22 protein-coding genes and 1 tRNA gene are annotated in these 24344 nt (G+C 45.9%); 18 read left to right on the forward strand and 5 right to left on the reverse strand.

Features of this window, described 5'->3' with window-relative positions; genetic code table 11:
* Positions 1 to 8: 8 nt before the first annotated feature.
* The gene (locus tag AAC022_RS13950; protein ID WP_339731833.1) at positions 9 to 506 is read right to left on the reverse strand and encodes an acetolactate synthase; all 498 of its coding nucleotides are present in this window, start codon (positions 504 to 506) and stop codon (positions 9 to 11) included.
* Between the two features lie 318 nt (positions 507 to 824).
* On the opposite strand from AAC022_RS13950, the gene AAC022_RS13955 reads away from it, so the two are divergent.
* The 10 genes from AAC022_RS13955 to AAC022_RS14000 all read left to right on the forward strand — a co-directional run bounded on the left by AAC022_RS13955 (position 825) and on the right by AAC022_RS14000 (position 11060).
* Positions 825 to 1430, forward strand: a complete 606-nt coding sequence (locus AAC022_RS13955) for an HAD family phosphatase (protein ID WP_339731835.1) — start codon at positions 825 to 827, stop codon at positions 1428 to 1430.
* A 238-nt stretch (positions 1431 to 1668) separates the two neighbouring features.
* Positions 1669 to 3414, forward strand: a complete 1746-nt coding sequence (locus AAC022_RS13960; RefSeq protein WP_339731837.1) for a hypothetical protein — start codon at positions 1669 to 1671, stop codon at positions 3412 to 3414.
* Entirely contained in the window at positions 3411 to 4604 is a 1194-nt protein-coding gene (locus tag AAC022_RS13965) for a hypothetical protein (protein WP_339731838.1), read from the forward strand. The genes AAC022_RS13960 and AAC022_RS13965 overlap by 4 nt, the downstream gene beginning before the upstream one ends.
* 490 nt (positions 4605 to 5094) lie before the next feature.
* The gene (locus tag AAC022_RS13970; RefSeq protein WP_339731840.1) at positions 5095 to 5415 is read left to right on the forward strand and encodes a hypothetical protein; all 321 of its coding nucleotides are present in this window, start codon (positions 5095 to 5097) and stop codon (positions 5413 to 5415) included.
* 88 nt (positions 5416 to 5503) lie between these two features.
* Positions 5504 to 5830 carry a hypothetical protein gene (locus tag AAC022_RS13975; RefSeq protein ID WP_339731842.1) on the forward strand — a complete coding sequence of 109 codons (327 nt, stop codon included), beginning with the start codon at positions 5504 to 5506 and terminating at the stop codon, positions 5828 to 5830.
* 180 nt (positions 5831 to 6010) lie between these two features.
* Complete coding sequence (locus AAC022_RS13980) at positions 6011 to 6304, forward strand: hypothetical protein (RefSeq protein ID WP_339731843.1); 294 nt, start codon at positions 6011 to 6013, stop codon at positions 6302 to 6304.
* A 136-nt stretch (positions 6305 to 6440) separates the two neighbouring features.
* Positions 6441 to 7448: a Flp pilus assembly protein CpaB gene (gene cpaB, locus AAC022_RS13985; protein WP_339731845.1), complete on the forward strand. Its 1008-nt coding sequence runs from the start codon at positions 6441 to 6443 to the stop codon at positions 7446 to 7448.
* 211 nt (positions 7449 to 7659) lie between these two features.
* Complete coding sequence (locus tag AAC022_RS13990) at positions 7660 to 8991, forward strand: CpaF family protein (protein WP_339731847.1); 1332 nt, start codon at positions 7660 to 7662, stop codon at positions 8989 to 8991.
* 72 nt (positions 8992 to 9063) lie between these two features.
* Positions 9064 to 9996, forward strand: a complete 933-nt coding sequence (locus tag AAC022_RS13995) for a type II secretion system F family protein (protein WP_339731849.1) — start codon at positions 9064 to 9066, stop codon at positions 9994 to 9996.
* 56 nt (positions 9997 to 10052) lie between these two features.
* Positions 10053 to 11060 (forward strand): type II secretion system F family protein, encoded by a 1008-nt coding sequence (locus tag AAC022_RS14000; RefSeq protein ID WP_339731851.1) that lies wholly within the window; start codon positions 10053 to 10055, stop codon positions 11058 to 11060.
* A 100-nt stretch (positions 11061 to 11160) separates the two neighbouring features.
* On the opposite strand, the gene AAC022_RS14005 is transcribed toward AAC022_RS14000, so the two are convergent.
* Entirely contained in the window at positions 11161 to 12597 is a 1437-nt protein-coding gene (locus tag AAC022_RS14005) for a sigma-54 dependent transcriptional regulator (protein ID WP_339731853.1), read from the reverse strand.
* A gap of 662 nt (positions 12598 to 13259) precedes the next feature.
* Between AAC022_RS14005 and AAC022_RS14010 the strand changes: the two genes are divergently transcribed.
* Entirely contained in the window at positions 13260 to 14612 is a 1353-nt protein-coding gene (locus AAC022_RS14010) for a hypothetical protein (protein ID WP_339731855.1), read from the forward strand.
* 214 nt (positions 14613 to 14826) lie between these two features.
* On the opposite strand, the gene AAC022_RS14015 is transcribed toward AAC022_RS14010, so the two are convergent.
* Positions 14827 to 14900 (reverse strand) — tRNA-Cys (locus tag AAC022_RS14015).
* Between the two features lie 462 nt (positions 14901 to 15362).
* On the opposite strand from AAC022_RS14015, the gene AAC022_RS14020 reads away from it, so the two are divergent.
* The 5 genes from AAC022_RS14020 to AAC022_RS14040 all read left to right on the forward strand — a co-directional run bounded on the left by AAC022_RS14020 (position 15363) and on the right by AAC022_RS14040 (position 19355).
* Positions 15363 to 16184: a hypothetical protein gene (locus AAC022_RS14020; RefSeq protein WP_339731857.1), complete on the forward strand. Its 822-nt coding sequence runs from the start codon at positions 15363 to 15365 to the stop codon at positions 16182 to 16184.
* 117 nt (positions 16185 to 16301) lie between these two features.
* Positions 16302 to 17477, forward strand: a complete 1176-nt coding sequence (locus AAC022_RS14025; RefSeq protein ID WP_339731858.1) for a trypsin-like peptidase domain-containing protein — start codon at positions 16302 to 16304, stop codon at positions 17475 to 17477.
* A 238-nt stretch (positions 17478 to 17715) separates the two neighbouring features.
* Positions 17716 to 18081, forward strand: coding sequence for an STAS domain-containing protein (locus AAC022_RS14030; protein ID WP_339731859.1), 366 nt, complete (start codon positions 17716 to 17718; stop codon positions 18079 to 18081).
* A gap of 336 nt (positions 18082 to 18417) precedes the next feature.
* Positions 18418 to 18606: a hypothetical protein gene (locus AAC022_RS14035; RefSeq protein ID WP_145308814.1), complete on the forward strand. Its 189-nt coding sequence runs from the start codon at positions 18418 to 18420 to the stop codon at positions 18604 to 18606.
* A gap of 200 nt (positions 18607 to 18806) precedes the next feature.
* A complete protein-coding gene (locus AAC022_RS14040; protein ID WP_339731863.1) occupies positions 18807 to 19355 on the forward strand; it encodes a hypothetical protein in 549 nt (182 codons plus the stop codon).
* A 58-nt stretch (positions 19356 to 19413) separates the two neighbouring features.
* Here AAC022_RS14040 and AAC022_RS14045 read toward each other — a convergent pair whose 3' ends face one another.
* Complete coding sequence (locus AAC022_RS14045; protein ID WP_339731865.1) at positions 19414 to 20811, reverse strand: PQQ-binding-like beta-propeller repeat protein; 1398 nt, start codon at positions 20809 to 20811, stop codon at positions 19414 to 19416.
* Between the two features lie 65 nt (positions 20812 to 20876).
* Positions 20877 to 21344 (reverse strand): RidA family protein, encoded by a 468-nt coding sequence (locus AAC022_RS14050; RefSeq protein WP_339731867.1) that lies wholly within the window; start codon positions 21342 to 21344, stop codon positions 20877 to 20879.
* A 176-nt stretch (positions 21345 to 21520) separates the two neighbouring features.
* Here AAC022_RS14050 and AAC022_RS14055 point away from each other — a divergent pair, with 176 nt between their 5' ends.
* Both AAC022_RS14055 and AAC022_RS14060 read left to right on the forward strand, forming a co-directional pair.
* Entirely contained in the window at positions 21521 to 22555 is a 1035-nt protein-coding gene (locus AAC022_RS14055) for an endonuclease/exonuclease/phosphatase family protein (protein WP_339731868.1), read from the forward strand.
* 188 nt (positions 22556 to 22743) lie between these two features.
* Positions 22744 to 24306: a PQQ-binding-like beta-propeller repeat protein gene (locus AAC022_RS14060; protein WP_339731870.1), complete on the forward strand. Its 1563-nt coding sequence runs from the start codon at positions 22744 to 22746 to the stop codon at positions 24304 to 24306.
* Positions 24307 to 24344 lie beyond the last annotated feature (38 nt).

Raw genomic sequence — 24344 nt, forward strand, 5'->3', positions numbered from 1 at the left:
TGCTCTGGTTAAATATATTCGTCGTCGTCTTTAAGATCTTTCTCCGTAATAATGCGATGTCCCTGCTCGGTCAGCGTTTTGATACCCAGATCGATATCATCAACGCACAGAGCAATCGCCCCTCTGCCATGTCTCCGGTAAAGCAGTGGGTAGGTGTAATCGATATTCACCTCTGCCTGGAGTAATGAGATACAGATCCGCATAAAAGGCTGTGTGTCATCAGGCAGTTCGACGCCAATCAGGTCTTTTTCGAAAAAGGTATATCCCGAAAACTCAAAAATTTCACGTGCCCGTTCGTAGTTGTCGAGCACAATGCGACTCATCGCAACGTCGACCGAGTCGACCGTGCTCAAGGCGATGATTCTGAGATCGAATTTTTCAAGCAGTTTTAACAGTTGATGGAGATAACCGACCCGGTTTTCCATAAACACACAGAATTGACGCAGGCATGGCCACTCTTTGCCTGGTTCCCCTGAAGGGTAGGAAGATTGATCTTCAAAATCCATCTTTTCTCTCCACGAAGTGATCATATCAGGATTGATCGATGGCACAGATACATCATACAAACCTGATTGAGTAGTGTGACAAGAACCAAGCGGACAAATCGCTTTTATCAAGTTCTTATCTACAGGCAATTTAAGGAAATATTGCGTTATCGTCAATAAGAGGTGTATTCTCTTGTTCCCGAGTCTGCTAATTATTCCAGATTGAGGGGTTTTGCTTAAGCTGGGCAGCGCACAGTTACTTGTAGGACTGGTTATGGTCGCATACAACTCGAGCTGGTCATGATGACAAAAAACCAGTGTTTTTCCAGGAGCCGTGTTTTGATTCGCACCTTTCTATTCGATATGGGAAATGTCCTTGCTTTTTTTTCACATGAGAAAATGTGTGAACAGATGGGGCACCTTTGTGGTCGTTCCGAGTCTGAAATCAGGACTTTGCTAATCGAATCCGGAAAACAGTGGGAATATGAACGGGGCATGCTGACCCCGGCTGAATTTCACCATTGGTTTGAACAGGCTGTCGGTCAATCGGTCGATTTTGATGCTTTGGCCCTTGCCGGCTCGGATATTTTTGAGCTGAATACATCGATTCTTCCTGTTTTGGATTCCTTAAAAGCCGGGGGGCATCGTCTGGTCTTGCTATCCAATACCTGCGTCTCACACTTTGAATTTATCTGGAACCAGTATGAAGTGTTGCAGCGATTTGATGATTTTGTGACGTCTTATGCAGCGGGCGCGATTAAACCGGAGCCTGCCATTTTTGAGTGTGCTCTGCAAAAAATTGAGTGTGCGCCCGCAGAGGCGTTTTATACAGACGATATCGCTGATTACGTCGATGAGGCGAGAAAGCTGGGGATCCAGGGGGAAGTCTTTACAAATACAGAATCTCTGATTGGGCAATTGGCTTGTCGTGGTATTTCTCTTTGAGGAGTTTGAAGGCTAACTGCTTTCAGAACGCATGTTTCCAGTTTAAAGCGCCTGCCTTTACAGTTTGATCAGATCTCTTATCCCGGCTGGATGAAGCGATTTTCTCTCAGGGGCATACTGAACGTCTTTGGAACATTGTTTGCGGGATTCTTTCAGGATCTTTTGGGGTGAATCCAAAAGAACCGGAATTTTACGCGTAACATAAGAACTTACGTTCGTTTCATCTGTGGAAGGCGCTATGTCAGTCGATTCTCACCCTGGTACTACAGAGTCCATGCTTCCTGTTACAAAAATGGGTTCTTATCGAGAATCGTTTTCGATGGGTTGGCCACAGCTAATCACGTGCTGTTGGTTTGCCGTATTATTCTTCTATTTCGGCAATGTTCATATTTTCTATTCGGACATCTGGGGCCATGTTTCCTATGGTGACTGGATCATCTCGAATCAGTCGTTGCCAGAGTATGACCCTTTTCTTTCCCTGGCACAGGGAGTTCGCTGTATCGATGCAGCCTGGCTGTCGCAGATACTCTTGGCCAAGGCCAACACAGCGTTCGGAGTGCGGGGATTATCGAATCTCTTTGCTTTGACCGTGTTTGCCACGCATGTTCTGTTCTGGTTTGCGTTCTATCTCAAATCTGGTCGCGTGGGGTTAAGCACCTTAGCTTCCGTGCTACTCGTCGTGATTGCGTCGAGCCGTATTGCGATTATCAGACCCGAAATATTTGGGACATTCTGTGTGGCCCTGCTGCTGGTCATCATGGCCTGGTCAGAAAAATATGACTCCACGAAGACGGGCCTGATTGCGGGAGATGATCCTGACAGCTTAGAAAAACAGGCACAAAAAACGCCCAAAGCCCTGTTGTTTTCCCTGTATTTAGGCATCCCCCTGATTTTCCTGGCATGGGCGAATCTGCATGGTTCTTTTGTGGTAGGACTCGCGATCATGGGCCTTCAATTTCTGGGAAGAGTCCTGGAAGTCGGCTGGAGAACCCGTAGTCTGGTAGAAATCTGCAAGGACAAATGGGTCAGACGCTGGTTAGTGGTCACTGAACTGTCAGTTTGTGGCGCTTTGCTCAATCCCTATCAAATCGATTTGTTTCTCAACTCGCTGACTTTTCCTCGGAATCCGAATTTAAAAGACGTGCTGGAATGGGAACCATTAGAATTCCGTGATGCGGAAGGGATCTTGTTCTGTTTTGCCTGGGTATTAATGCTGGCTTTGTATCGTCATAGCCGTGTAACGATTCGGACGGCTGATGTCCTGCGTGTCGGTTTACTCTCACTGGCGACGATTATTGGCGTGCGAATGATTGGCTGGTTTTCTGTGGTATTTGTGTATGCCATGGTCCCGCATCTGGCGAATGTCACTTCAGGCAGAACACAGAAAAGTCAGAGTCTGACCAAGGGCGCGACGGAAAAAATACCGTTCTGGGCTAAGAAATCCCCTCTCGTTACAGCGTTTTGTGTATTGTTCCTGTGGTTTGGTTTTGCCTTTTCGAATATTGCTACCCCTCTGTTTGGTGGAACACCTCGCAGTTTGGATAAGGTTTATAGCGAGGGAACCCCCAGGAAATTGACGGAATTTTTAAGAACTCATCCACCTCGGAATCAGGTTTGGAATCCTCAATGGTGGGGTGACTGGCTGGTTTGGGATGGGCCTGCTGGCATGAATGTTTTTATGACGACCAATGCGGTTCATCTTTCGCCGCAGCGCGTCTGGAAGGACTATCTGGGGATTGCGAGAGCAAGTCGGGGGTGGCAATCTGTTGCGGAAAAGTATGACGTTTCCACGTTTATCGTCCATAAAGAAAAACAGGTCAAACTGGATGAAGAAGTACGCAAATTAAAGGGATTTCAAGTTGTTTACGAAGATGATCTGAGTCTGGTCGTTTCTCGCGAACCAGAGTTGATTTCAGCGTCAAAGCAGGCAAAAACAAAATCGGAAGCGACGACTTCTGCATCGGAAAATGAGGTACAGCAGTGACACAGGCAAAAACTTCGTTACGTCAAAAATTGCGTGTCGCTGGTTTTCTCAGCTTACATATCCTGCTGGTCGGCGTTGTAGTTGGCTGGGGGGCGGTTCGTTTCCAGGAGTGGGAGGCACAAAAGAAGCTGCCGCAACTGCGATTGAATCCCCTAAAAGTGGTCCCGCGCTACGATCAACCGGATATTGTCTCAGAGCAGGATCTGGCGCAGGTGTTATATCGGTTACGTCCTCAGTTCAGGGGGAAAGAGCCACGCATCAATCATGTTGATCATGCCTTACGTTTTTGGGGAATCGAAGCGACGTTTGATGATCCGAAATGTACTTCAGGGATGGAAATGCGCGATATTTTGCTGGACCATCGTCGATTTCATCAAGTCTGGGGATCGGAAACGAAGCCCCTGCTCGTTCAAAATCAATTTGGAATTCGGCCTCGCGTACAGCAAGGTGAAGCGACTTCGAGTCACGAAGATCACACTTTGGCGACGCTGGCTGAAGTGGGAACGCCGGTTGACTACCCCGTAGTGACTTCAAAAGGAGAAACGACCCTCGCGGCAATGATTCAGGAGACATTGAGCTCATTCAGTCTCAACCAGGTCGAGTATGAATGGTCGGCCCTTGTGTTCGCTCTCTATATTGATCAGCCTCAGGATTGGCTGACGACAGAAGGTCAACGTGTTAATTTTGATACCATTGCAGATCGAATTATGCGCCAAAAACCAACAAAAGGAGTTTGCTTTGGGAATCACCGATTGCATGCTCTGGTCATGTTATTACGGGTTGATGAGCAGACCCCGATCCTGACAAAAGCGGGCCGGGAGAACGTCATTGGCTATCTGAAAAATATCACGCAATTGCTGGTGAAAAATCAATCGGAAGAGGGATACTGGGATAAAAACTGGGATGGAACAAAACTGGAAACATCCTTTGAGAAAAAATTCACACCTCGAGCACGGCGTGTATTGGCGACAGGTCATGCTATGGAGTGGTGGTCCCTCGCTCCTCCTGAAGTGCTCCCCCCAGAAGAGACTCTCCAGAAAGCAGGTCATTGGCTTGTGAATACTATCAAGGAAATGCCAGACTCCGAGATTAAGAGCAGTTATACGTTCCTGTCGCATGCAGGACGAGCACTCGCGTTATGGAGAGGTAAATTTCCTTATCAGGTCGACCTTTCCTCGCAGGCAGATTGAAGCGGCTGTAGATTGAAGTCGCTGTAGATCAATTCGATTGAGTTGTATCAGTTCGCTGTTTCTGAATGGGGCTGCCGACTCTCGACAGCTTGATGGTAAATGCTTCAAGGACCAATTCAATTGAGCTGTGCACCAATGGTTACATGTGATTTCATTATGTTAACTTTCGGAAGCGCTCTGTCTTTTCATTCTCCTTTACGACTGAGCCTCCCCAGAATTTCGCTTGAAATGTGCCTATTAGCTGATTGCTATTGATTTTAGGGACTATGCCACAAAAAAACGTTAGCAGAGACAGTCTGAAAATACATTGTGGAGTGAAATTACGAAAAATATGCACTGTGGGTGAAAATGGCACATGGTCTGCTGTTAAATCGAAACGTCTGCGCTGGGCGTGTGCAGACATGTTAATTTGCTTGGATGTTAATAACTACATGTTCTTGTAGTGCATTCAGGCAAGCATTAACCATCTGAATTAATGTGAGGAGTACGAATGAAGATGTTTCAGCAATTTTGGAATGATGAAGCTGGTTTCGTCGTTTCAACAGAATTAGTGCTGATCGCTACCGTGTTGGTTCTCGGTATGATTGTCGGGTTAACCACACTTCGTGATCAGGTCATCGCGGAACTTGCTGACGTTGCCGCTGCAATGTCAGACAGCAACCAGAGTTATTCATTCTCTGGAATTACAGGTCACTCGTCCAGCACCTCAGGGTCGCTATTTGACGACAACACAGACTTCTGTGATGTAACTGGTGATCCTGCTAACCTTTTCGCAGCCTGTATTACAATCGTCGCTGCTTCTGCTGAATAAGTTTCAGAGAAATACGATTGTTTCAATTTTCTTTCTAAATGTTCAACGGGCTGTATAGCACAGCTCACATAATTAATAAGGAGTTAGGATGAACATGCTTTCTAAATTCTGGAATGATGAGGCCGGTTTTGTTGTCTCGTCAGAACTCGTCCTGATCGGCACAATTCTCGTTCTGGGTGTTGTCGTTGGTTTGGCAACAGTTCGTGATCAAGTTGTTCAAGAACTGGGTGACCTTGCTTTAGCTATCTCAAACATTAACCAAAGTTACAGCTTTTCAGGTGTAACCGGACACACATCTAGTGTTGCTGGTTCCATCTTCGATGACAACTTGGACTTCTGCGATTCGAACACAGATGTTGCAACTGACGAACCTGCTTGTATCGACGTACAGATTACTGCCATTGCAGGCGAGTAATCTGATTTCGTTGGAAGCTTGAAATATTAGTGGTCTGTTCCCGAGGACGCCCACTCGGGAACAGTCGCTAAATACTGTTTTTTTGTTAAGTCGGACATGATTTGGCACACGAGATGCATATTGTCAGGATGTTCGAGCGTTTTTGGATTTACGATTGATACTGGTCAGGATGTGGTGGGAATGAAAATTGCTCGTCAATTTTGGAATGATGAGAGCGGGAGTATTTCTCCTTTTGCGACCGTTTTAATGATGACGATTCTGATTGTCGGAATCCTCCCGGGCGTCGTAACATTGAGGGATCATATCGTTCAGAAATTTGGTGATATGGCTGTCGCTTTAGAAAGTATTGACCAGTCCTATAGCTATACGGTGGATGGTGTGACCAGCGAGTATGTAGATACAAATAGTTTGACTGATCCTGTCGGCGACGCGCCTGCTGGTCTGGATCTTACGATTTCAGCATCCAACGAGTAGATATTTTAATTGACAGTCACAGATTCAGTAAATTAATCACTGTAAAACATTTAAATGTAAATCACCCGTGTTTTGTTAAACCAAACACAAGTGTGAAGCGTATTTTTTAGTATCCGAAAATTTCAGGGAAGTTAGCGTGGCAAAAATTAGTCCAGGAACAATGACGGCAGCAATTTTCGCAATTCTACTTGGCTTGGGCGCAGCTTATACTGTGCGACAGTTTATGCACAAACAGCCGAGCCTACCAATTTTGGCGGAAGATCCAGCGAAGCCGCGGCTCTTATTGGTGCCCATTGCATCGAGAGATCTTATACCAGGGCAGACTTTGTCCTTGGATGATATTTCCATCTTGCAAATCTCTCCCGAATTGGCAGATAAGCGGTACGACTCTAAAGGCAAGCAGCGAATCATGAGCACGAATTATATCGCTGGTCGTGTGCTTAAGTCTGACATCAAAGCCGGGCAACCATTCCACACCGTTGATCTGTTTGCAAATGGTATGGGGCCAGGATTGTCGGATGTTCTGGAGCCGGGTAATCGGGCTGTGACTGTCGCCATTCACAAAATCGGGAACGTTGCTGGCTTCTCACGTCCTGGCGCTGTGGTCGATGTGCTGTTCCGCTCCAACGAAACCGATGGAATTCCTGAAACAACGATTACTCTACTTGAAAAAGTCAAAGTTCTGGCAGTTGGAGAAATCTCCGTCCCTGGACACAAGTATGTCGGAAACGCTAATGCCGGTAAAGTAATTGAAGATTATTCCGTCACTCTTGAAGTTTCACCAGAACAAGGCAAGGTACTCAAAGTGGTTGAGGACCATGGTGTGTTAAGCCTGGCACTGCGAAATCCCAATGAGAATACGGAAGTTGTCTCGGCTGGTCGTTCCAGTGACCGTCTAACCCTATCTAATATCCTCGGCTTTCTTCCCAATCAGCGCGTTTCCAGTATGGATATCTATCGAGCGGGGGATCTGAATACGGTGCATTTTAAAGGCAACCGTGCTTATAAGAGCCAGAATTGGATTGACGCAATTCAAACTCCCGTTGCTTCAGAAGTGCTCCCTTCCAGCAAAGCAACCACCACCACTATGAAACAAACTGATCGTAAAACCTCAGAGATTTCTACTCCCCTCAGTGGATTATAAACGAGACCCTGATTTAAGAGTTCTCTCACATCATGGTTAGGGTGAGTAGAGTCCTTATTGGTTTTTAGCTTTTGAGCTATTTGAATTTCTTTGGTGCGATCAAGGTACGCCTTCGCTCAAAGTACGTCGTGGCGCATCGCGAATGATGGTTTCAATCGTGAAAGTCATGTCAACCTTTGCATCTATAATTTTGATAATTTTAGGTTTACACATGGAATCACTCGGTACGAAAAAACTTTTTGTGGAACCTGAAAGTAATCTTCCTGAAGGCAGGGAAGCAGAGCTTCGTTTTCAGAAACAAAAAGTGATGATTCATCAGGAATTGGTTGATTCACTTGATTTGTCAATGCTGGCTCAAATTTCTGAAAAAGAGCTCTCCGTTGAAGTTCGTTCCGTGGCTACAGAAATTTGCGATGAACATGTTGCCGTTCTGGAAGGCATTGATCGAGAGCGTTTACTGAACGAATTACTGAGTGAAGTATTTGGGTTAGGTCCTCTGGATAACCTGATGTCTGACCCCACAGTGAGCGATATCCTGGTGAACCATGCCTATGAGATTCATATCGAACGAAATGGTCAGCTTGAGGAATCGGATGTCATTTTTGCTGATAACCAGCACTTGATGCGAATCATACAGCGAATTGTTTCGCGAGTCGGTCGTAGAATTGATGAAGTCAACCCCATGGTTGATGCCCGGCTACCTGATGGATCGCGAATTAATGCCATTATCCCTCCCCTGGCCTTGAACGGACCGTCATTGTCAATTCGAAGGTTTGGGGCAACCCCACTGCAAATCGATGATCTGATTGAAAAGAACTCGGTGACTCCTGAAATTGTCGATTTTCTGGCAGCGGTCGTTGATTCCCGTATCAGTATGTTAATTTCCGGGGGGACTGGTAGCGGTAAAACCACTTTGTTAAATGCCCTGTCCAACTTTATTCCACGTGAAGAACGTTTGATTACGATTGAAGATTCCGCGGAGTTATTGCTGCAGCATAAACATGTCGTCCGGCTTGAGACGAAGGTTGACAATACAGAGGGAGTCGGTGAGATCTCACAGAGGCAGCTTGTGAAAAACAGTCTGCGTATGCGTCCGGATCGTATTATTATTGGCGAAGTAAGAGGCCCTGAAGCCCTCGATATGCTTCAAGCTATGAATACCGGGCATGAAGGATCTTTAACCACAATTCACGCAAACGATACACGCGATGCATTAGCCCGGCTGGAAATGATGGTGGCCATGAGTGGCTTTGAGCTCCCCTTGCCTGTGATCAGGCAGTATATCGCGAATGGTATCGGAATCATCTTGCATGTTTCCCGCCTTAAGGGGGGGCAACGATGTATCACCAAAGTGTCTGAAATTGTCTCGTTGAACAGTCAGGGAGACTACAAAGTAGAGGATATCTTTGGGTTTGAGCAAACCGGAGTTGATGGTCAGGGAAATGCACAGGGCGCATTTTATGCGACTGGCTATCGTCCTCATTGTCTGAAGAGGATGGAAGCTTCCGGGATTCATCTTAGTGATCATATTTTTGAGAAATAATCAATCATATCCTGTGGGTAAGCTATCCCAGACTATGACGCGTTTTATAAAGCCAAGTGGAGAAAACCTGTAGTGGACAGTTCCTCGGTTGCGTTAATTTGTTTTGCTGCGGTGACGGTTTCGGTCTTAGCGGCCTATCTTTTTTTCCGCGATTTAGCTGGTGCTGGTAAATTGAAGACGGAGCAGCTTTCAAAACGTCCTCGCCTTAGACGCATTCGAAATGTATTTGACCAGGAGCCGTCAGGCAGTATCTTAGGCAGAATCGATCAAAGTTTTGATCGGCTTGTTCTGGAAAATGGCTCTGATTTCACGCCGTTCTCTGCATTTCTATTATTGGTTGTCTGTGGTTTAGCCATTGGGGGAAGCATTTTTGTTTACTCAAATCAGCCTTTAGCGGGTATTGCAGGCATGATTGGTGGGATGTTTGCTGTTTTGATCATATTGCACTTTCGCAGAAAACGAAGATTGCAGCTAATTCAGGAAGAGCTTCCCGAGATGATTGATCTACTGGCGCGATCTACGCATGCCGGTGCCAGTCTGGAACAGGCGATTGCCATCGTCGGTGAAGAAACGAAGGGGCCTTTGAGTTCCGAATTCAGGCGCTGTGCCCGGCAGTTGGATATGAATTTGTCTGTGCCGGCAGTGATGAAGTCGCTTTCGAATCGAATTCAACTGGTGGATCTCAAAATTCTGACATCGACTCTAATGTTGTATCGAAAGACAGGCGGGAATCTTCCTGCGAATCTCGACCGGATGGCAGATGTGATTCGTGATCGAATCAACTATCGGCGTCAAATGAAAGCTTCAACAGGCGCTGGTCGCGCATCGGCACTTTTGATGACGATCGTTGCCCCTGTTGCTTTTGTGGTGTTAATCGTTGCTTTTCCCGACCATGTTTCCAATTTATATACTGACCCCGTTGGTAATATCCTGTTGCTAACCGCAATTGTTCTGGAAGTGATGGGAGTCCTTTGGGTTTCCGCTTTGTTGAGAACGGAATATTAATTCCTCAATGAATGCTTTAGAACTGAGTATTCAGATTTCACATAAAAGAGAATTCTATGTTTGTTGATTTTGTATCCATTGCTACTTTTCTTTTAGTCTGCTTTGTCATCTTCCTGATCGGAGATGCAATTGCTGCCGGTCATCGATCTACAAGGAAGAAAAGAAACAATCTGAACGACCAGGGTTCGAAGAACTATTCGACCTCAAAAGTGGGGTTGTTTAGTCGATCGATGGCGAGTGTGGTTCCACAGTCTGATGAAGAAATTAAAAAAATAGAACTCGATCTCAAACGGGCCGGATATTATTCGTCAACGGCTCTGGTTGAATATCTGGCGACCCGGAATTTGCTGATTGTTTTGGTACTCATCATAACTGGGATTGGTTGTGTTTTAGCAGATCCAGGTTCGAGTCTTCCAGAGATTATTCTGATGGTTGGGTTATTAGTTGCTGGTATTGGGTATGGCCTTCCTCGTCTGGTATTGCATAATCAGGCAGACCGTCGAGTTTATCGAATTCAAAGAGGATTACCCGATGCACTTGACCTGGTGATGATGTGTTTGACCGGTGGTGTTCCTTTAAGGACTGCATTGCAGCGTGTTACTGAAGAAGTTCGTTTTTCTCATCCAGACATTGCAGTTGAGTTTGAGATTATTCGTCGTCATGCTGATGCAAATTCGATGTCTGATGCACTAAAACAATTTGCTAAAAGAATTGATGCACCCGATGTGAATGCCCTTTCGCTGATGATTTCTCAGACGGAAAGACTGGGGACAAATGTTTCAACAGCCTTGATCGACTTTGCAGATGGTGTTCGTCGAAAATATCGTCAGCGTGCAGAGGAGCATTCAAGTAAGACAAGTATCAAACTGCTCTTCCCGGTGATTTTTTGCATGGCACCCCCCATTTATATTTTGTTCTTCGGTCCTGCCGTTTTAGAGCTGCGGAACTTCCTGATTCGGGAACATCAACCTGGTGGTATTCTTGAACCAACAACTTTTGGGGAAGCGATCAGTACCACCTCTCCCACGGTTCGTAATTCAGCGAACGATAATGCCGGTCGATAGGCTATTGGCTGGTGTGTGATTCAAGTTTGCAAACGCATTTCCGGGAACCGTGAAGCTGCAGGGCATCTCTCAGAATAAGTAGCTTAAACTACTGTGTCGCCTAGCTCTCTGCGTGAAGTTTGATTTTGGGGTCTGGCTTCTTTTGCTCAAGCATCCCGTACTTACGCATTTTTTTGTAAAGCCCTACCCGGCTGATTCCCAGCGCTTTTGCCGTTGCCGTTTTGCGGTGCCCATTTTCTGATAATGATTTTTGCAGCAGGTGCATTTCATTCATCGCTACCTGATCGGCTAATGTATTACATTTCGGTGTTGAATGCAGGCTGTTTTCAGGAAGTGACATCGTGTGCTGTAAAATATCAGGTGAAAATTCATCAGTAGTCAGCTCGCCATGGCTCGAAAATAAGACGGCTCGTTGAATCTGGTTTTTCAACTCCCTCAAGTTTCCAGGCCATTGATACTGCTTAAGCATCCGAAGTACTTTTAAATGTACTTTGTTGATTACGACTGAATGTTGCTGGCAGCATTCTTTGATAAACTGCAGCGCGAGTGGAATGATATCGTTCGGGCGTTCTCTTAGAGCCGGCAATCGAAATTGCAGGACATTCAAACGATAATATAAATCAGAGCGAAACTTGTTATTTCGCGTTAATTCATCGAGTTCTACATTTGCAGCAACGATCAACCGTGCTTCAGATATGCGCGATTCCGTTGAGCCAACTGGTTCGAATTGCCCGGTTTCAATCACTTTGAGAAGTTTGGCCTGGTCTTTCGGAGAAAGAATATCAATTTCATCTAACAGGAGTGTCCCTTTTCCTGCTGCTTCGAAACGACCAATTTTACTTCGCTCTGCTCCTGTGAATGAGCCGCGTAAGTGACCAAAAAGTTCACTTTCAATTAAATCGGATGGAAGCGCACCACAGGCGATATTTTGAAACGGTTCAGAACTTCGAGGGGAAAGTTCATGAATCATCGAGGCTAATGTGGTTTTCCCTGTTCCTGTCTCACCGACAAGCAGCAATGTGACATTATGTTTCGCTATCTTGGAAATCTGATCGATGATCGGGATCATTGACTGAGTGTAGGTCGTTACATGCCGGTTATTGGCATACATTTGACGAGATTCAGGTAGCGACGAAGGTTTCTTGACAGCTTTAATCCCCGCTAACTCTTTGGCAAGTATGCTCACTTCTTCCGGCTCAGGTGGATATTCCAGGAAGGCATCAGTTAAAAATGTGGCAGACTCCGACAAATCCAGTGGGAGGAATTGGTCAATCACTGAGACCAGTTTTAGAGCGTAGGGGCAGACTTCTTTTAAATACGAAAGGACTTCGTTTCGGGCATCATGTTCACAGGGAACGTCAGAAGTTCTCAAGTCCAGATATACAACGGCTGGTGACGAACTCTGCTGTAGGCATGTGTTCAGTTCAGCGAGAGTGGTTGCCGTTTGAAAGCTTTGGTTGATAATCGTTTCAACATTGGTTTTGAGGACAGTTTCCAGTTGGGAGTCTGTCGTATATATAATTCCGAGAGGGGGCATCACGAATCCTTTTGTCCTCGTTGAATCAATTGATGGCATTGATCAGCCTGCCCTTTGGCAATTGCTCAGCAAACAAAGGTCGGGAGCGACCAAATTCCACTAATTAAAATATAAAGAGATTAGGAAGAATATGGCGAATGTGAGGGTGGCGTTACGATAACAGATGTTATCACAATAATCAATTATGTTGCTTTAGGTAAATAGGGTGGTCGTATCAATTAGGATCGATAGTAGTGTTCTTGATTGATCTAACGCCAGTACGAAAATCAAAAAAAAGGATTATGGCAACAATTTTTTAAACGTAACCCGAATTGAAGATCCACCGAATGAAACGACGAATTGCTCATGTAATTCTCACAAATACATGCTGAGAAAAGAGATAGGGTGAATGTGTGGTATGGTGGGTCTTGGTGGGGTGAGTGAAGTGCGTTGGGCTGCCAGTGGTCTAGTTAGTCGTTTCGTACCAGTTTGTATGCCACTGACAGAAATACATGTCGATTGTATTGCAATGCCATCTGCTGAAATTAAAATTTTGTGTGAAAGATTGTGCCGATAGCCTACAACAAGGAGAAATTAGTAGCAAACAGCACGGATCGCTCTGACCACGCTCTGACAGATCTTATCGATCGGAGCCTATCCTTATCAGGTGATTCTGTATCTCAATGAATGATCGAACTCATTTCTTTATTAGTTGTACCATTACTTGTTTAATGATCTGCTTCGTTCTCTGGTTGAAATATCCAGTTCCCTCTGAAAGATTGGCAACACCGGAAACGCCCATCATAGAAGCGCCTCCTTTGGATCTGCAGAGCTTTTTGGCTGTCGAAGAAGGTTTGGCTACTTCTCTGGTAAGCCTTCCCCAATCGACTCATCTCGAATCTGGCAAGAAAAAGAAATACATTCCCTTAAACGTTGTACCACAACAAAAAAGTCAGCAGAACCAGAAAGTTCAAACCGTTGTTGCGAAGCGGCCCACCAAAACACGGCATAAAATTTCTTCAAATCTGCGAAAGCAATTACAGCAAACGGAAACGAATGCCGCTCAGCTGGTGGGACAGAGTACTGATGCGTTTTCTCGAGGATTGCTTTCACTTTCTGAGTATCATCTCGCACTCAATATTGGATTCGACAACAAACTGAAAGCAGCTGAAATTCGGCAGACTGAACAAGCAAAAATCACTCTGTTGAATGAAAAACGACAATTGTTTGAACGAGCAGTTGAGCAATTACAGGCTTTCGACCAACCAGCGGCTCAAGGGTGGTATGGAGATCTTGTGCACGCCAGATTACTTCTGGCACAAAATCAATATGAAATTGCAAATGCGGCCAAGGATGTTGATCTTCAGCAATCCTCGCTCGCACAGATATCAAAACTGTCGAATGATTACTTTACGATTCGAAAAGCGGAATTGCAGGTCGGTGAAACAGATCTGTCAGAGTTTCGCAGGGCATCAAGAACTGTCTATGTTGCAAATCAAGAACACCAGTATTTTTACCATGGTGACAAAAATGATGCGACGGGACTGGCTAACTATGTACGTGAACTGGAAGAAATTCAATCTGAGGTAGAGTGGATGGCAGAGCGGGATGCAGGAATGGGAAGAAACGATTTGTTGAACCTTTCCAAAGCGCATCTGGCATATACTCAGGGAAAATATTATCAGAAAGTAGATCGAGAGAATAAGAGTCGACAATTCTTTCGAGAAAGCATGCAATATTCTCAGACTGCCTGGAAGGAGAGAATCAATACTTACTTCCCGGCTGGAACGGCAAGTTTACATGATCTGGCATCAGCGTGGATTATGTGGGACGCTTCCGGTACAGAGTATACCGAATTGCAATCGAGTCATTCCGGTTCTGTTAATCGGGAACTACAGGCCGGGTTAAATCGTACGCTGAATATTGCAGAAGGGGTCAGAGATCACAGAGGCCGCATGGCCAGCGATGTCTCCCTGGTCCGCTGTCTGAAGAATTCAGAAATTTTAACCGAATTAAAAGCGTCTCAAACCAGATAAAAAAAGACCTTGGATTGAAATCGATGCCTGGCAACAGTGATGTTGCCAGGTTTTTTTACGGGTTTGATAAGAATGCAGGCAAGCTGAAGAGGCTGGGTTTCTCAGTGCCGCATGCGCTTCTGAGTCCCCAAAGGATCTTGGTTGAAGAGGATCTGAGGCTGGTACTGCAGACGATCAATAAAAAAAGCCTCTCGAAAGAGGCAAAATGTAAAAGAGGCGCCGCCCGGATTCGAACCGGGGAATAACGGATTTGCAATCCGTCGCCTTAGACCGCTTGGCCACGGCGCCCTGAAGTTCTGTTGGAACAAATAAACTCTTATAAGAGAGGAGTTTATAGTGTTAGAACTATTTAATCAATAGAAGCGATAGAGTCATTCTTCGACGCTTCTTCGTATGAATTTGACCGAATCCTAATAACCGATCGAAGTTAGGTCAAGCAAACCACAGGTGATCCGAAATGTTTTTGCAATCTTCCCATTTTAACTCGTAGTGCAAAGTATGGAATCGTTGGGCCAATGATAAAGTTTAGGAAAGAGGTAGCGGCTGAAAGTAGCTTCTCTTTGACTAACCGCTCTGCTTTGGTGGTATTCTGAAGTCAATCCGTGTAGCATCGAAGGTATTCCTTTTCTGCTTTCTCACTAGAGGCATTTAAGGCTCTGAAGGTTCAAAATCTCTCTCCCTTCCTTCTAGAGATGGATAAAAAGATTGAGGGGAGTGTTTTCCGTTTCCAGAAAAGACACATCAAAAAAAATGACTGATCAGACCGATTCGACATCAAAAATGACTGAAGAACAATTAATCGATCTTGCTCGACAAGCATTGAGTGAGAGTAGTTGGGTGATCGGTGAGTGTGCATCACAATGGACAAAAAAATACGCCAAAGGGCGAACCGATGCTGATTTTGGTGCAATGCTTGGTTTAAGCGGCGATCAAGTCTATCAGCGTAGAAGAGTCTGGGAGACTTTTGGAGACGTCCGGGAGCAATATACCAAATTGAAGTGGTCACACTATTATATTGCACTCACCTGGGATGATGCCCCCGAATGTTTGCAGTGGGCGGAAGAAAACGAGGCGACAGTTGCAGAACTGAAAGCCTGGAGACGTGCCATCAATGGTGAAGACCTTTCTGTCTCAGAACCATTTGAAGAATATCCCGTAGACTCGGAAGTCGCTTTTGTTTCGGATGAGCCGATTTCTGTCAAAGACCCGTCTGAATACGGACAGTCTGATGGAGAAGGTTTTGAATCGGGCGGACGAGAACAGGCAGATGCTCCTGCTACCGTTGGCGCGCATGCCCGTGATATGGGAGCATCAGGCAGCGACTATAGCCCGTTTCGATCAGGCGCTGCATCACCTGCCCCACAAGGTTCCGGGTCAGAAGCGGCGGTTGTCGCCAAACCAGAGATTTCTCCTGAACAGGCAATCAAACGGATTTGTGCTGCAGTCGAACGCAGCTTCAAAATGTTAACACCTGAAGTTCAATCGGCATTTCCAGAACTGTCACCCAAACTGAAAAAGCGATTTATCAAAGCTGTCAGTGATCTCAATTCTGAGGCGGCGAAGTTACAGTAAATAGACCGTGATCAACAATCTACTCAAGAGTGTTGCGATGCGAGTGCAGGCCTGCCTAAAATGAACATTGTATGACATCAGTGTCCGTCTTTTCGTTTTCTGAGAAATCACCAGGATATGGCCCCAGAACAACAGTCACATCGGTTTGATTCTCCAGAGAGAAAATCTTCGATCACTCAGAAATGGCTCATTCTCATTCTCATTGTCTTGATTGGTCTCATGGCATTTGAGTTAGTCAGCCGTAAGTTGAGACAATCGACGTCCCGGGTTCCCCTGCGTACGGATCTGACGCAAACCGAACTGAGAACGATCGAATTATTTCGCGAATCTTCACCTTCGGTCGTGCATATTCGTACTGCAGAATTTGCGCTCGAAGCAGATCAATTCAGTATGAATCTGCAAAAAACGCCACAGGGTTCGGGAAGCGGTTTTATCTGGGATCGCAAAGGGCATATTGTAACCAATTTTCATGTAATTCAGAAAGCGGATGAAGCAACCGTCACATTAGCTGATAATACGATCTGGAAAGCAAAATTGGTCGGTTTTGCTCCCTCTAAAGACTTGGCTGTCCTGAAAATCAATGCGCCCAGTGAGCGATTAAAGCCCATTGAAGTAGGCAACTCTACTGATCTTCAAGTGGGGCAGACTGTCTTGGCCATCGGAAACCCGTTTGGTCTGGATCAATCTCTGACGACAGGAATTATTAGCGGGTTGGGGCGAGAAATTATTTCCGTAACTGGCCGGTCCATTCGGAATGTAATTCAAACTGATGCTTCCATTAATCCTGGAAATTCGGGAGGCCCTTTGCTCGACAGCTCGGGGCATTTAATTGGGGTGAATACCGCCATTTATAGCTCTTCCCATGTCTATGCTGGAATTGGCTATGCTGTTCCCGTTGATCTGATCAGCCGATTTGTCCCTCAGTTAATTCGTTATGGTGTCATTCAGATCCCGAGCTTGAACTTTACGGGCGTTGATGATTTTGTCACCCGAAAACTGAAAACCAATCAGCTGTTACCCCAAGATGCCCAGGGAGTCATGGTTCAGGAAGTCATACCTGGTGGCGCCGCGGATCTAGCTGGTTTACAGGCGATTCGACTGGATAAGTCAGGGAATGTGATACTGGGAGACCTGATCATGCAGCTGGATAAAATGCCGATAACAAATGCGAATAGCTTACTGGATGCTTTGGAAGCCCATAAAGTGGGAGACGAAGTGCCCCTGATTGTATTGCGCAATAATCAAAAAATAAAATTAACGGCAAAACTCCATGAGTGGAAAAACGAACAATAAGCTTTCTTCGCGGGGCTCTATTCTCAACTGAACTGGATGATAGGCGAGATACGAAGAGCGAAGCGTATTGGTAAATATTCGGTTTTAATAGACTTGCGCCAATAGATCTTGAATACTCAAACCGATTTATTGGTTGACAGTTTACTGATTTGGATTACTATGTGTAGGTTCCTTTGATATCCCTCTTGTTAATACTTGCAGGGTTTTTACAAACGACGATCTTGTTGACAGTTCAATTATGCCTGCCGATTACCCACCTGAAATAGTCAAAGAAGGTCAGGTCACCATCGTGTCCTTAGGGCCAGAGTACGAAAACCTGGACGAGCCCAGGCTTGATGCGTTGACGGATGTTCTGTTGCAGGTTGCTGAAACAGCTTCCCCTCCGGTCGTTGTGCTCGACCTCTCGCACACCTCATTTTTTGGCTCTGCTTTCATTGAAGTGATTTTCCGGATGTGGAATCGCCTGAACCATCGAGAAGGTGGTAAATTCTGTATTTGCGGGCTTAGCGAATATTGTACAGAAGTTCTGGAAGTGACCCATCTTGACCAGCTCTGGGAAACTTATGCGAATCGAGAAGACGCAATCCGATCACTCAATTCTTGAGCGACTTCTCCTAAAGCGTTTCCGAGCCACTTTCCTTCCCCTGCTCTCCTTGAGAATCTTTGTATCCTCTTGGATTCTTTCAAATTCAAAGTGTATCTGATGGTTAACACTTTGGGTGAATACTGATCTTGTTTGTTACGATTTTTAGGCATTCAACGGGGCTCTCACTGAGTAAACAGTGGTGCTGACAAGTGGTATTTCCACTTCACCTATTGTGATTCTACAAATAATATCCGCTGAGAGTATGGAATCCTGAAAATCCGAATGATTGGTACAGGTTATGCATGTTAGTTACACAGAGGATTTTCTATCTGGACTACATGAAAGGGCGACTCTGTGCTAAATAAAATACGGACCAAAACTCAGCAATGGAAGAAAAAAGTCCGTGGTGCTGTATTTGTTGAATACCTGTTGTTACTGACGATCATCGGAATTGGGGCCATTGCTGGTCTCACAACGCTTCGAAGTGCATTGATCAATGAGCTGATGGATTTAGCGAACGCCATTAACGCGATCAATTCCTGAGTCGAAGATCGATTGATACAACGTTAGAATATATAAAAAGGTCTGTGATTAACGCACAGGCCTTTTTTGTGTTTGTCTGGACTGTATTTTCCTTTTTATGTTAAAAAGATTGAAATAAACGGAATGGTTCGAATATAATGAGTTCGATGAATAAATAGCCTAAGGTTATTTCGCATTTTATGAATAGATGAGGCAGATTGATGAAACGATTATTGACGTTGGCTGTTGTAATGGGCTTGTTTTACGTCTCCATGTCCGGCTTTAGTTCTGCAAATCAAAAAGCGGAAGAGCCCAAGCCGGGTGATGCAGCGCAGAAGAAGTCGTCTGAGCGGGATGAGTATTCCGATTACAATCGCGATGATTTGAAAACAGGTTTTATCCGTGCATTTTACGATGTCCTCATGGATGCCAAAAACGATATCAATGATAATGAAGGCGACAGTGGCTTTGGTGAGTACACTGACAAAGATGGGAACAAACACACCGTCTTTGACGAAGCACGGAGAACCATTTTTCAGGCGGATGGGATTTTCGCACAGGCCAAAGCCGATAATAAAAGAGCACTTGAGAAATTGCGAAATCCTCCTCGCCGCGTTTTTCCGGGGCAGGTTCAGCCTCCTAAGGCTGCAGGAGCAAAAAACCAGCAGGTTTTAAAGCAACAGATTGAGAGGCAGGAACAACTGCTTAAGCAGCAACAGCAAAAACTGGAACGCCTCAAAAAAGAGCTGGTAACAGCTCCTGTAAAATAAAACGCAATCACCGAATCAGACAAGCATAGCTGTGAAGGAGTCAAGCATTCTTTCGCGGCTATTTTTGTTTGAGATCGAGGCAGATCATCCTTTTCTCATCACGCAGATAGAGACGTTGATTTGCCAGGGTTGGGTGTGCCCACGCTTTAAAACCCAACAACCCTGTTAGCTTGCCTTTTTCACGGTACTCGGTCGGATTCGCTTCGATTAAGATCAAAGTCCCCTGCTCTGTCAGGCAGATGATGTGATCTTCGACAGCGATTTGAGTGCACTTGCCAACGCGCCGGGACTTCCATTGGACTTGTCCGCGTTGCATATCCAGGCACCGGTAAGTCACCGTTGCTAAATCGCCGTGGGGGCCATAGATAAAGCCATCCTTGATGATACTGGTGGCAAACTGATTCTGCATCGCAAGGTTTTTCCAGCGGGAAATAGGACGAAGGTTTTCATTATGTTGGATCAAGGCAAATCGCATACAGCCTGTTCCATAAGCAGAAGAGATAAAGAGTGAGTCCTCATTCCATACGGGAGTGGCGCAGTTGCAGTTATATTTGTTACCCCAGACAACGCGCCAGAGCAGATTGCCCTGTTCTGGATTGAGAGAGAGAATCGATTGGCCGGTAGGGACAATGATCTGACGTTGATTTTCAGCTTCGATCACAATCGGAGAACCATATCCGGGCGGGTCGTTACCAGCAGACCAGACCAGTTTCCCAGTCTCTTTATTCACAGCAATGACCGAATTATTATTGGATCCTCCCGGTTGAAGGATGACAAGGTCCCCTTCGATCAAGGGGGACGCTGACATGCCCCAATAATAAATGGTTTTCTGTTCTTGTTGCGCAGCACCACTCAGCCGGAAAATGTTCTTTTTCCAGATGATTTTGCCGGAAGTTGCTTCGAGGCAGAGTAAATCTCCCGCAGGTAAGAGACAATACAATTTACCATCATGATAGGTGGGAGTCGAACGGGGGCCACGGGCTTGTCTCTGGCTGTCCAGATATGTTGGTGCGGCGAAAGTGGACCAGAGTTTCTTTCCCGAGTCTGCATCAAAGCAGACGACATAATCTTTTGTCAGATGGGTTGCCATGGTCCAGATCCGGCCATCAGCAACCACAATGGAAGAATAGCCCCCTCCCAGTGGGACGCGCCAAAGCACAGCGGGACGACGCACGTTCCAGTCTAAATTCAGGCCGGTTTCTTCTGAAATTCCGTTACGGTTATTTCCCAGGAAAGAAGTCCACGCACCTTTTTTAGCGGTTTTCTTTTTTTCGGACTCCGATTCCTGTGAAGATGTGGGATCCGGTTTCAAAGTTCCCGGGGAAATCTGGGGTAACTGGCCTTGGGCGAGACTGGTATTGATCATCAAGCCAAGGAGCAGGCTGGCTACTTTCATTCGTGTTGAACAGGAGTAAATAAAAGAACTTTGATCAAGTTGTGTTTCACACCGGTTCATTCAGATCATTCCAGTATCAGGTAGTGCCCAGGCTGATTCCCGTGATTAAGGTTACAGACTGAGTCTTACGGAGAGACTTCAACCCAGAGTGCTATTTGAACAGCAGCGTTTAAAGGCATTTCGGAAATCCCCAGCGCGACCCGCGTATGTTTTCCTTTATCTCCCAAAACGTCAGTTAATAGCTGTGATGCCGCGTTCAGGATATAAGGCTGCCGATCAAATCCAGGAGCAGAATGGACATAGCCTTCTAAGCGGATGACTTTATTAATCTTGGAGAGCTCACCGGTGATTGACTTGATCTGGGCCAACGCATTCAGCAGGCACAGGCAGGCAGCATTGGAGCCATCATCTTCATGAAGGTGTTCACCAATTTTTCCTTTAAACATCAGCTCGGTACCAATAAAGGGGAGCTGGCCGCTCGTAACAATCGTATTCCCAAATTGCGTCACTGGGATGTATGATCCCACAGCCGCTGGTGGAGATGGTAAAGTATGTCCCAGTTCCTGTATGCGTTCTTCTGGTGTCTGGCTCATCTTGAGTTTGTTTCCCTTGCCCTAAGTTAAGAAGTCAGAGTGTTTCAAATCTTGTTAGAATCATAAAACAGCTGAATTATACTATAACTCAGATTCACTCTTGTATAAATAGATCAATGAGATCTGATGAAATAAAGTCAGCGTCGAGAGCGCTGTATCAGGGAAATTAATCAAAAATGAACTCAGCTCGTTTGGCAAATACACAATCGGAGACAGCAGCTCAGAACGCACCGGTTTCGACAGCCAGACTGCGATTTTGGTTGCTGAAGCTGTTGATCCTGATTCTCTCTGCTGGCTGGGTTCTAGCTGTGATGATTCGGTTTACAGTACGTGATGCTGGCGGGCTTGTGCCGACATTGGTGTTCTATGTGTCTCCTCTCATTCTTTTGAGCCTGGGAGCAGCTACCGTTTTTATTTTGTCCTGGTATGTCCGCTGGCATCGGATCGCTTTGGTCTGGTTTATTCTGACTCTACTTACGGGGACTTGGTGTTGGAATTATCAATTTCAAAGACACGTCGCTCGGTCAAGCATGATAGAAGAAAAGCAGCCTGTGGTCCGTGTTCTTTTCTGGAACATCGGAGACCGAATCTGGGGGATGGAGCGCGTTCTGGACGAATTGAGAGCCGTTGATGCCGATCTGATTGGTTTGGTGGAAGCAGGAGCTGACTCTGACAAAATGAAATTGTTCTGGAAAGAGTCCTTTCCGGGACACCCGTATCAGGTTGTGAAGGAGGGACTTGTCTTACTGTCTCGCATTCCGATTTCCAGTCAGACTTCCGGGGCACTCGCCAAAATGGGGAAATACGAACGTTTCGATGTAACATTTCGCCAATCGCCTCAATGCATGCTGTCGGTCTATCTGGTTGACATCAGAAGCGATGTTTTGCGGTCCCGAAAATCGGCCCTGCAAGAACTGGCGAATCAAGTTTCAGCAAATAACGATCATCCGATTTTGGTCCTGGGAGATTTTAATACCCCCAGTGATTCGGTGCATTTTCGTCCTGTTCGCGCGTTGCTTCAAAATTCGAATGAAGTTGCCGGCAATGGTTACATGGCAACCTGGCCTTTGCCATTACCCGTACTGGATCTGGATGGCATTTGGGCCAATCAATTTATAACGGTTCTTTCAGCAGAGAACAGGTGGACCTGGGTATCGGATCATCGGCCCGTCGTGACCCAAGTCTTGATAGACGCGCCTTCAATTGACTGAGGGGCTTGTGTGAATCGATTGAAATGTGATTCTGAAGTGATTAGAAAAGATGCTCAAAATTCTGCAATTCGTAATTCCTGCTTCATCCGCTGTTCTGATCCGGGTATAATCGGGCTTGAAATATCTGCCTGCCAGGTAGCGGCAACGCTGGAAAAATGACTGGTTTCTAAAAAATAAGAGGGCTTCCCATGCGATCAAAGCGTCTTTTTAGTCTGACTGTCTGTCTGTTATTCACGTTTGGGGTTGCGAAGGTTGAAGCAGCAATCTTTAGTGGCAGCATCACATCACTTTCTGCGGCTCAAAAACAAGTCACGATTAAATCGACTCAAGGGAAAGAGAAAAGTTTTTCGATTCCGGACTCAGCTTCTACCACGTACAACGGAAAGAAATCTCAATTTGACCAGTTCAAGGTTGGTCAGAGGGCAACCGTTTTTACAACTGCTTCGGGTACGATTACTCGCCTTTCAGTTCGTGATGTCATCGCTTCCAAGTCTAGCGGCACGGTGAGTCAGCTGAAAAAAGAAATGAAAGCCAAAAAAAGAGCAAATGTGGGGAAACCGTCTCCCGTTTCTCAGCAGTGGACGCAATTTCGTGGACCTGGACGTACCAATATTTCGACAGAGACAGGCTTGTCAAAAGACTGGAACCAAAGCCCGCCGAAATTACTTTGGACAGCCCGCGGTTTAGGTGAGGGATACTCTTCCGTCTCATTGAGTGGCAATCTGGTGTTTACGATGGGGACAAAAGCGAATGAAGAAGTCGTGATCGCGATTGATGTCAATACGGGGGAAATTGTCTGGACTCAGCCCAATGGTTCCGTATTCAAAGATGGTCAAGGTAATGGACCTCGTTCTACTCCCACTGTCGATGGCGATGTGTTATATGCCTTGGGGGCAAGTGGAGACCTTTCCCGTATGTCAACCAGGAATGGTAGTATGGAATGGACCAAGAATATCTTACAGGATTTTGGTGCCAGTAATATTGTCTGGGGCATCAGCGAATCTCCCTTGATCGATGGTGATAAACTGATTTGCTCTCCAGGCGGGCAAGGTGCCGCCATGGTAGCCCTCAATAAGCAGAATGGAAGTACGATTTGGAAAGCGGCTGTGCCTGGAAACCCCAAAGCGGCTTACTCATCCCCCATTAAAGTGACGGTGGGAGGCGTGCAGCAGTATGTGAATTTTACCCATGACGGCATCATGGGCGTCGAGGCTCAATCTGGAACACCGCTGTGGGGTAATAATCGGGCTGCGAATAAAACGGCAAACTGCTCTGCGCCGATCTTCTTTCCGGGAAACAATTCTATCTTTTATGCGTCAGGTTATGGAACGGGAGGCGCCCTGCTCCGTTTAACGCCCGCTCAGAATCGTGTGTCTGCTCAGTTGGGGTTCTTTACACAGGATATGAAAAATCATCATGGTGGAATGGTTGAAGTTGACGGCTTCCTGTATGGTTCCAGTGATCCAGGCGTGCTGACCTGTATCAATCTCACCAATGGAGAGACTGTCTGGCAAAATCGCTCTGTCGGAAAAGGAGCTCTGACTTGTGCTAACGGTCACATCTACATGCGGAGTGAAGCTGGACCGCTGGCCTTGGTTGAAGTGAATCCCAAGGCATATGTCGAGAAAGGACGCTTCGATCAACCTGAGCGCAGCGGAAAACCTGCCTGGCCGCATCCGGTTGTCGCAGATGGAAAGCTGTTCTTAAGAGATCAGGATCTCTTGTTGTGTTATGATGTGAAAGCAAATTAATCAGCTGTCACGCCGAACATCAGATTAATGATCCGGAA

The organism is uncultured Gimesia sp., assembly GCF_963976445.1.
In the GTDB taxonomy this organism is placed as follows: domain Bacteria; phylum Planctomycetota; class Planctomycetia; order Planctomycetales; family Planctomycetaceae; genus Gimesia.

Bases quoted from the DNA above. Each gene is read 5' to 3' on its own strand.
- AAC022_RS13960 (WP_339731837.1), top strand. From the start codon at position 1,669: ATGTCAGTCGATTCTCACCCTGGTACTACAGAGTCCATGCTTCCTGTT.
- AAC022_RS14025 (WP_339731858.1), top strand. From the start codon at position 16,302: ATGGCCCCAGAACAACAGTCACATCGGTTTGATTCTCCAGAGAGAAAA.
- AAC022_RS14040 (WP_339731863.1), top strand. From the start codon at position 18,807: ATGAAACGATTATTGACGTTGGCTGTTGTAATGGGCTTGTTTTACGTC.
- AAC022_RS13990 (WP_339731847.1), top strand. From the start codon at position 7,660: ATGGAATCACTCGGTACGAAAAAACTTTTTGTGGAACCTGAAAGTAAT.
- AAC022_RS14060 (WP_339731870.1), top strand. From the start codon at position 22,744: ATGCGATCAAAGCGTCTTTTTAGTCTGACTGTCTGTCTGTTATTCACG.
- AAC022_RS13980 (WP_339731843.1), top strand. From the start codon at position 6,011: ATGAAAATTGCTCGTCAATTTTGGAATGATGAGAGCGGGAGTATTTCT.
- AAC022_RS14050 (WP_339731867.1), bottom strand. From the start codon at position 21,344: ATGAGCCAGACACCAGAAGAACGCATACAGGAACTGGGACATACTTTA.
- AAC022_RS14010 (WP_339731855.1), top strand. From the start codon at position 13,260: ATGAATGATCGAACTCATTTCTTTATTAGTTGTACCATTACTTGTTTA.
- AAC022_RS14020 (WP_339731857.1), top strand. From the start codon at position 15,363: ATGACTGATCAGACCGATTCGACATCAAAAATGACTGAAGAACAATTA.
- AAC022_RS13970 (WP_339731840.1), top strand. From the start codon at position 5,095: ATGAAGATGTTTCAGCAATTTTGGAATGATGAAGCTGGTTTCGTCGTT.
- AAC022_RS14055 (WP_339731868.1), top strand. From the start codon at position 21,521: ATGAACTCAGCTCGTTTGGCAAATACACAATCGGAGACAGCAGCTCAG.
- AAC022_RS13950 (WP_339731833.1), bottom strand. From the start codon at position 506: ATGGATTTTGAAGATCAATCTTCCTACCCTTCAGGGGAACCAGGCAAA.
- AAC022_RS14005 (WP_339731853.1), bottom strand. From the start codon at position 12,597: ATGCCCCCTCTCGGAATTATATATACGACAGACTCCCAACTGGAAACT.
- AAC022_RS14030 (WP_339731859.1), top strand. From the start codon at position 17,716: ATGCCTGCCGATTACCCACCTGAAATAGTCAAAGAAGGTCAGGTCACC.
- AAC022_RS14000 (WP_339731851.1), top strand. From the start codon at position 10,053: ATGTTTGTTGATTTTGTATCCATTGCTACTTTTCTTTTAGTCTGCTTT.
- AAC022_RS14045 (WP_339731865.1), bottom strand. From the start codon at position 20,811: ATGAACCGGTGTGAAACACAACTTGATCAAAGTTCTTTTATTTACTCC.
- AAC022_RS13975 (WP_339731842.1), top strand. From the start codon at position 5,504: ATGAACATGCTTTCTAAATTCTGGAATGATGAGGCCGGTTTTGTTGTC.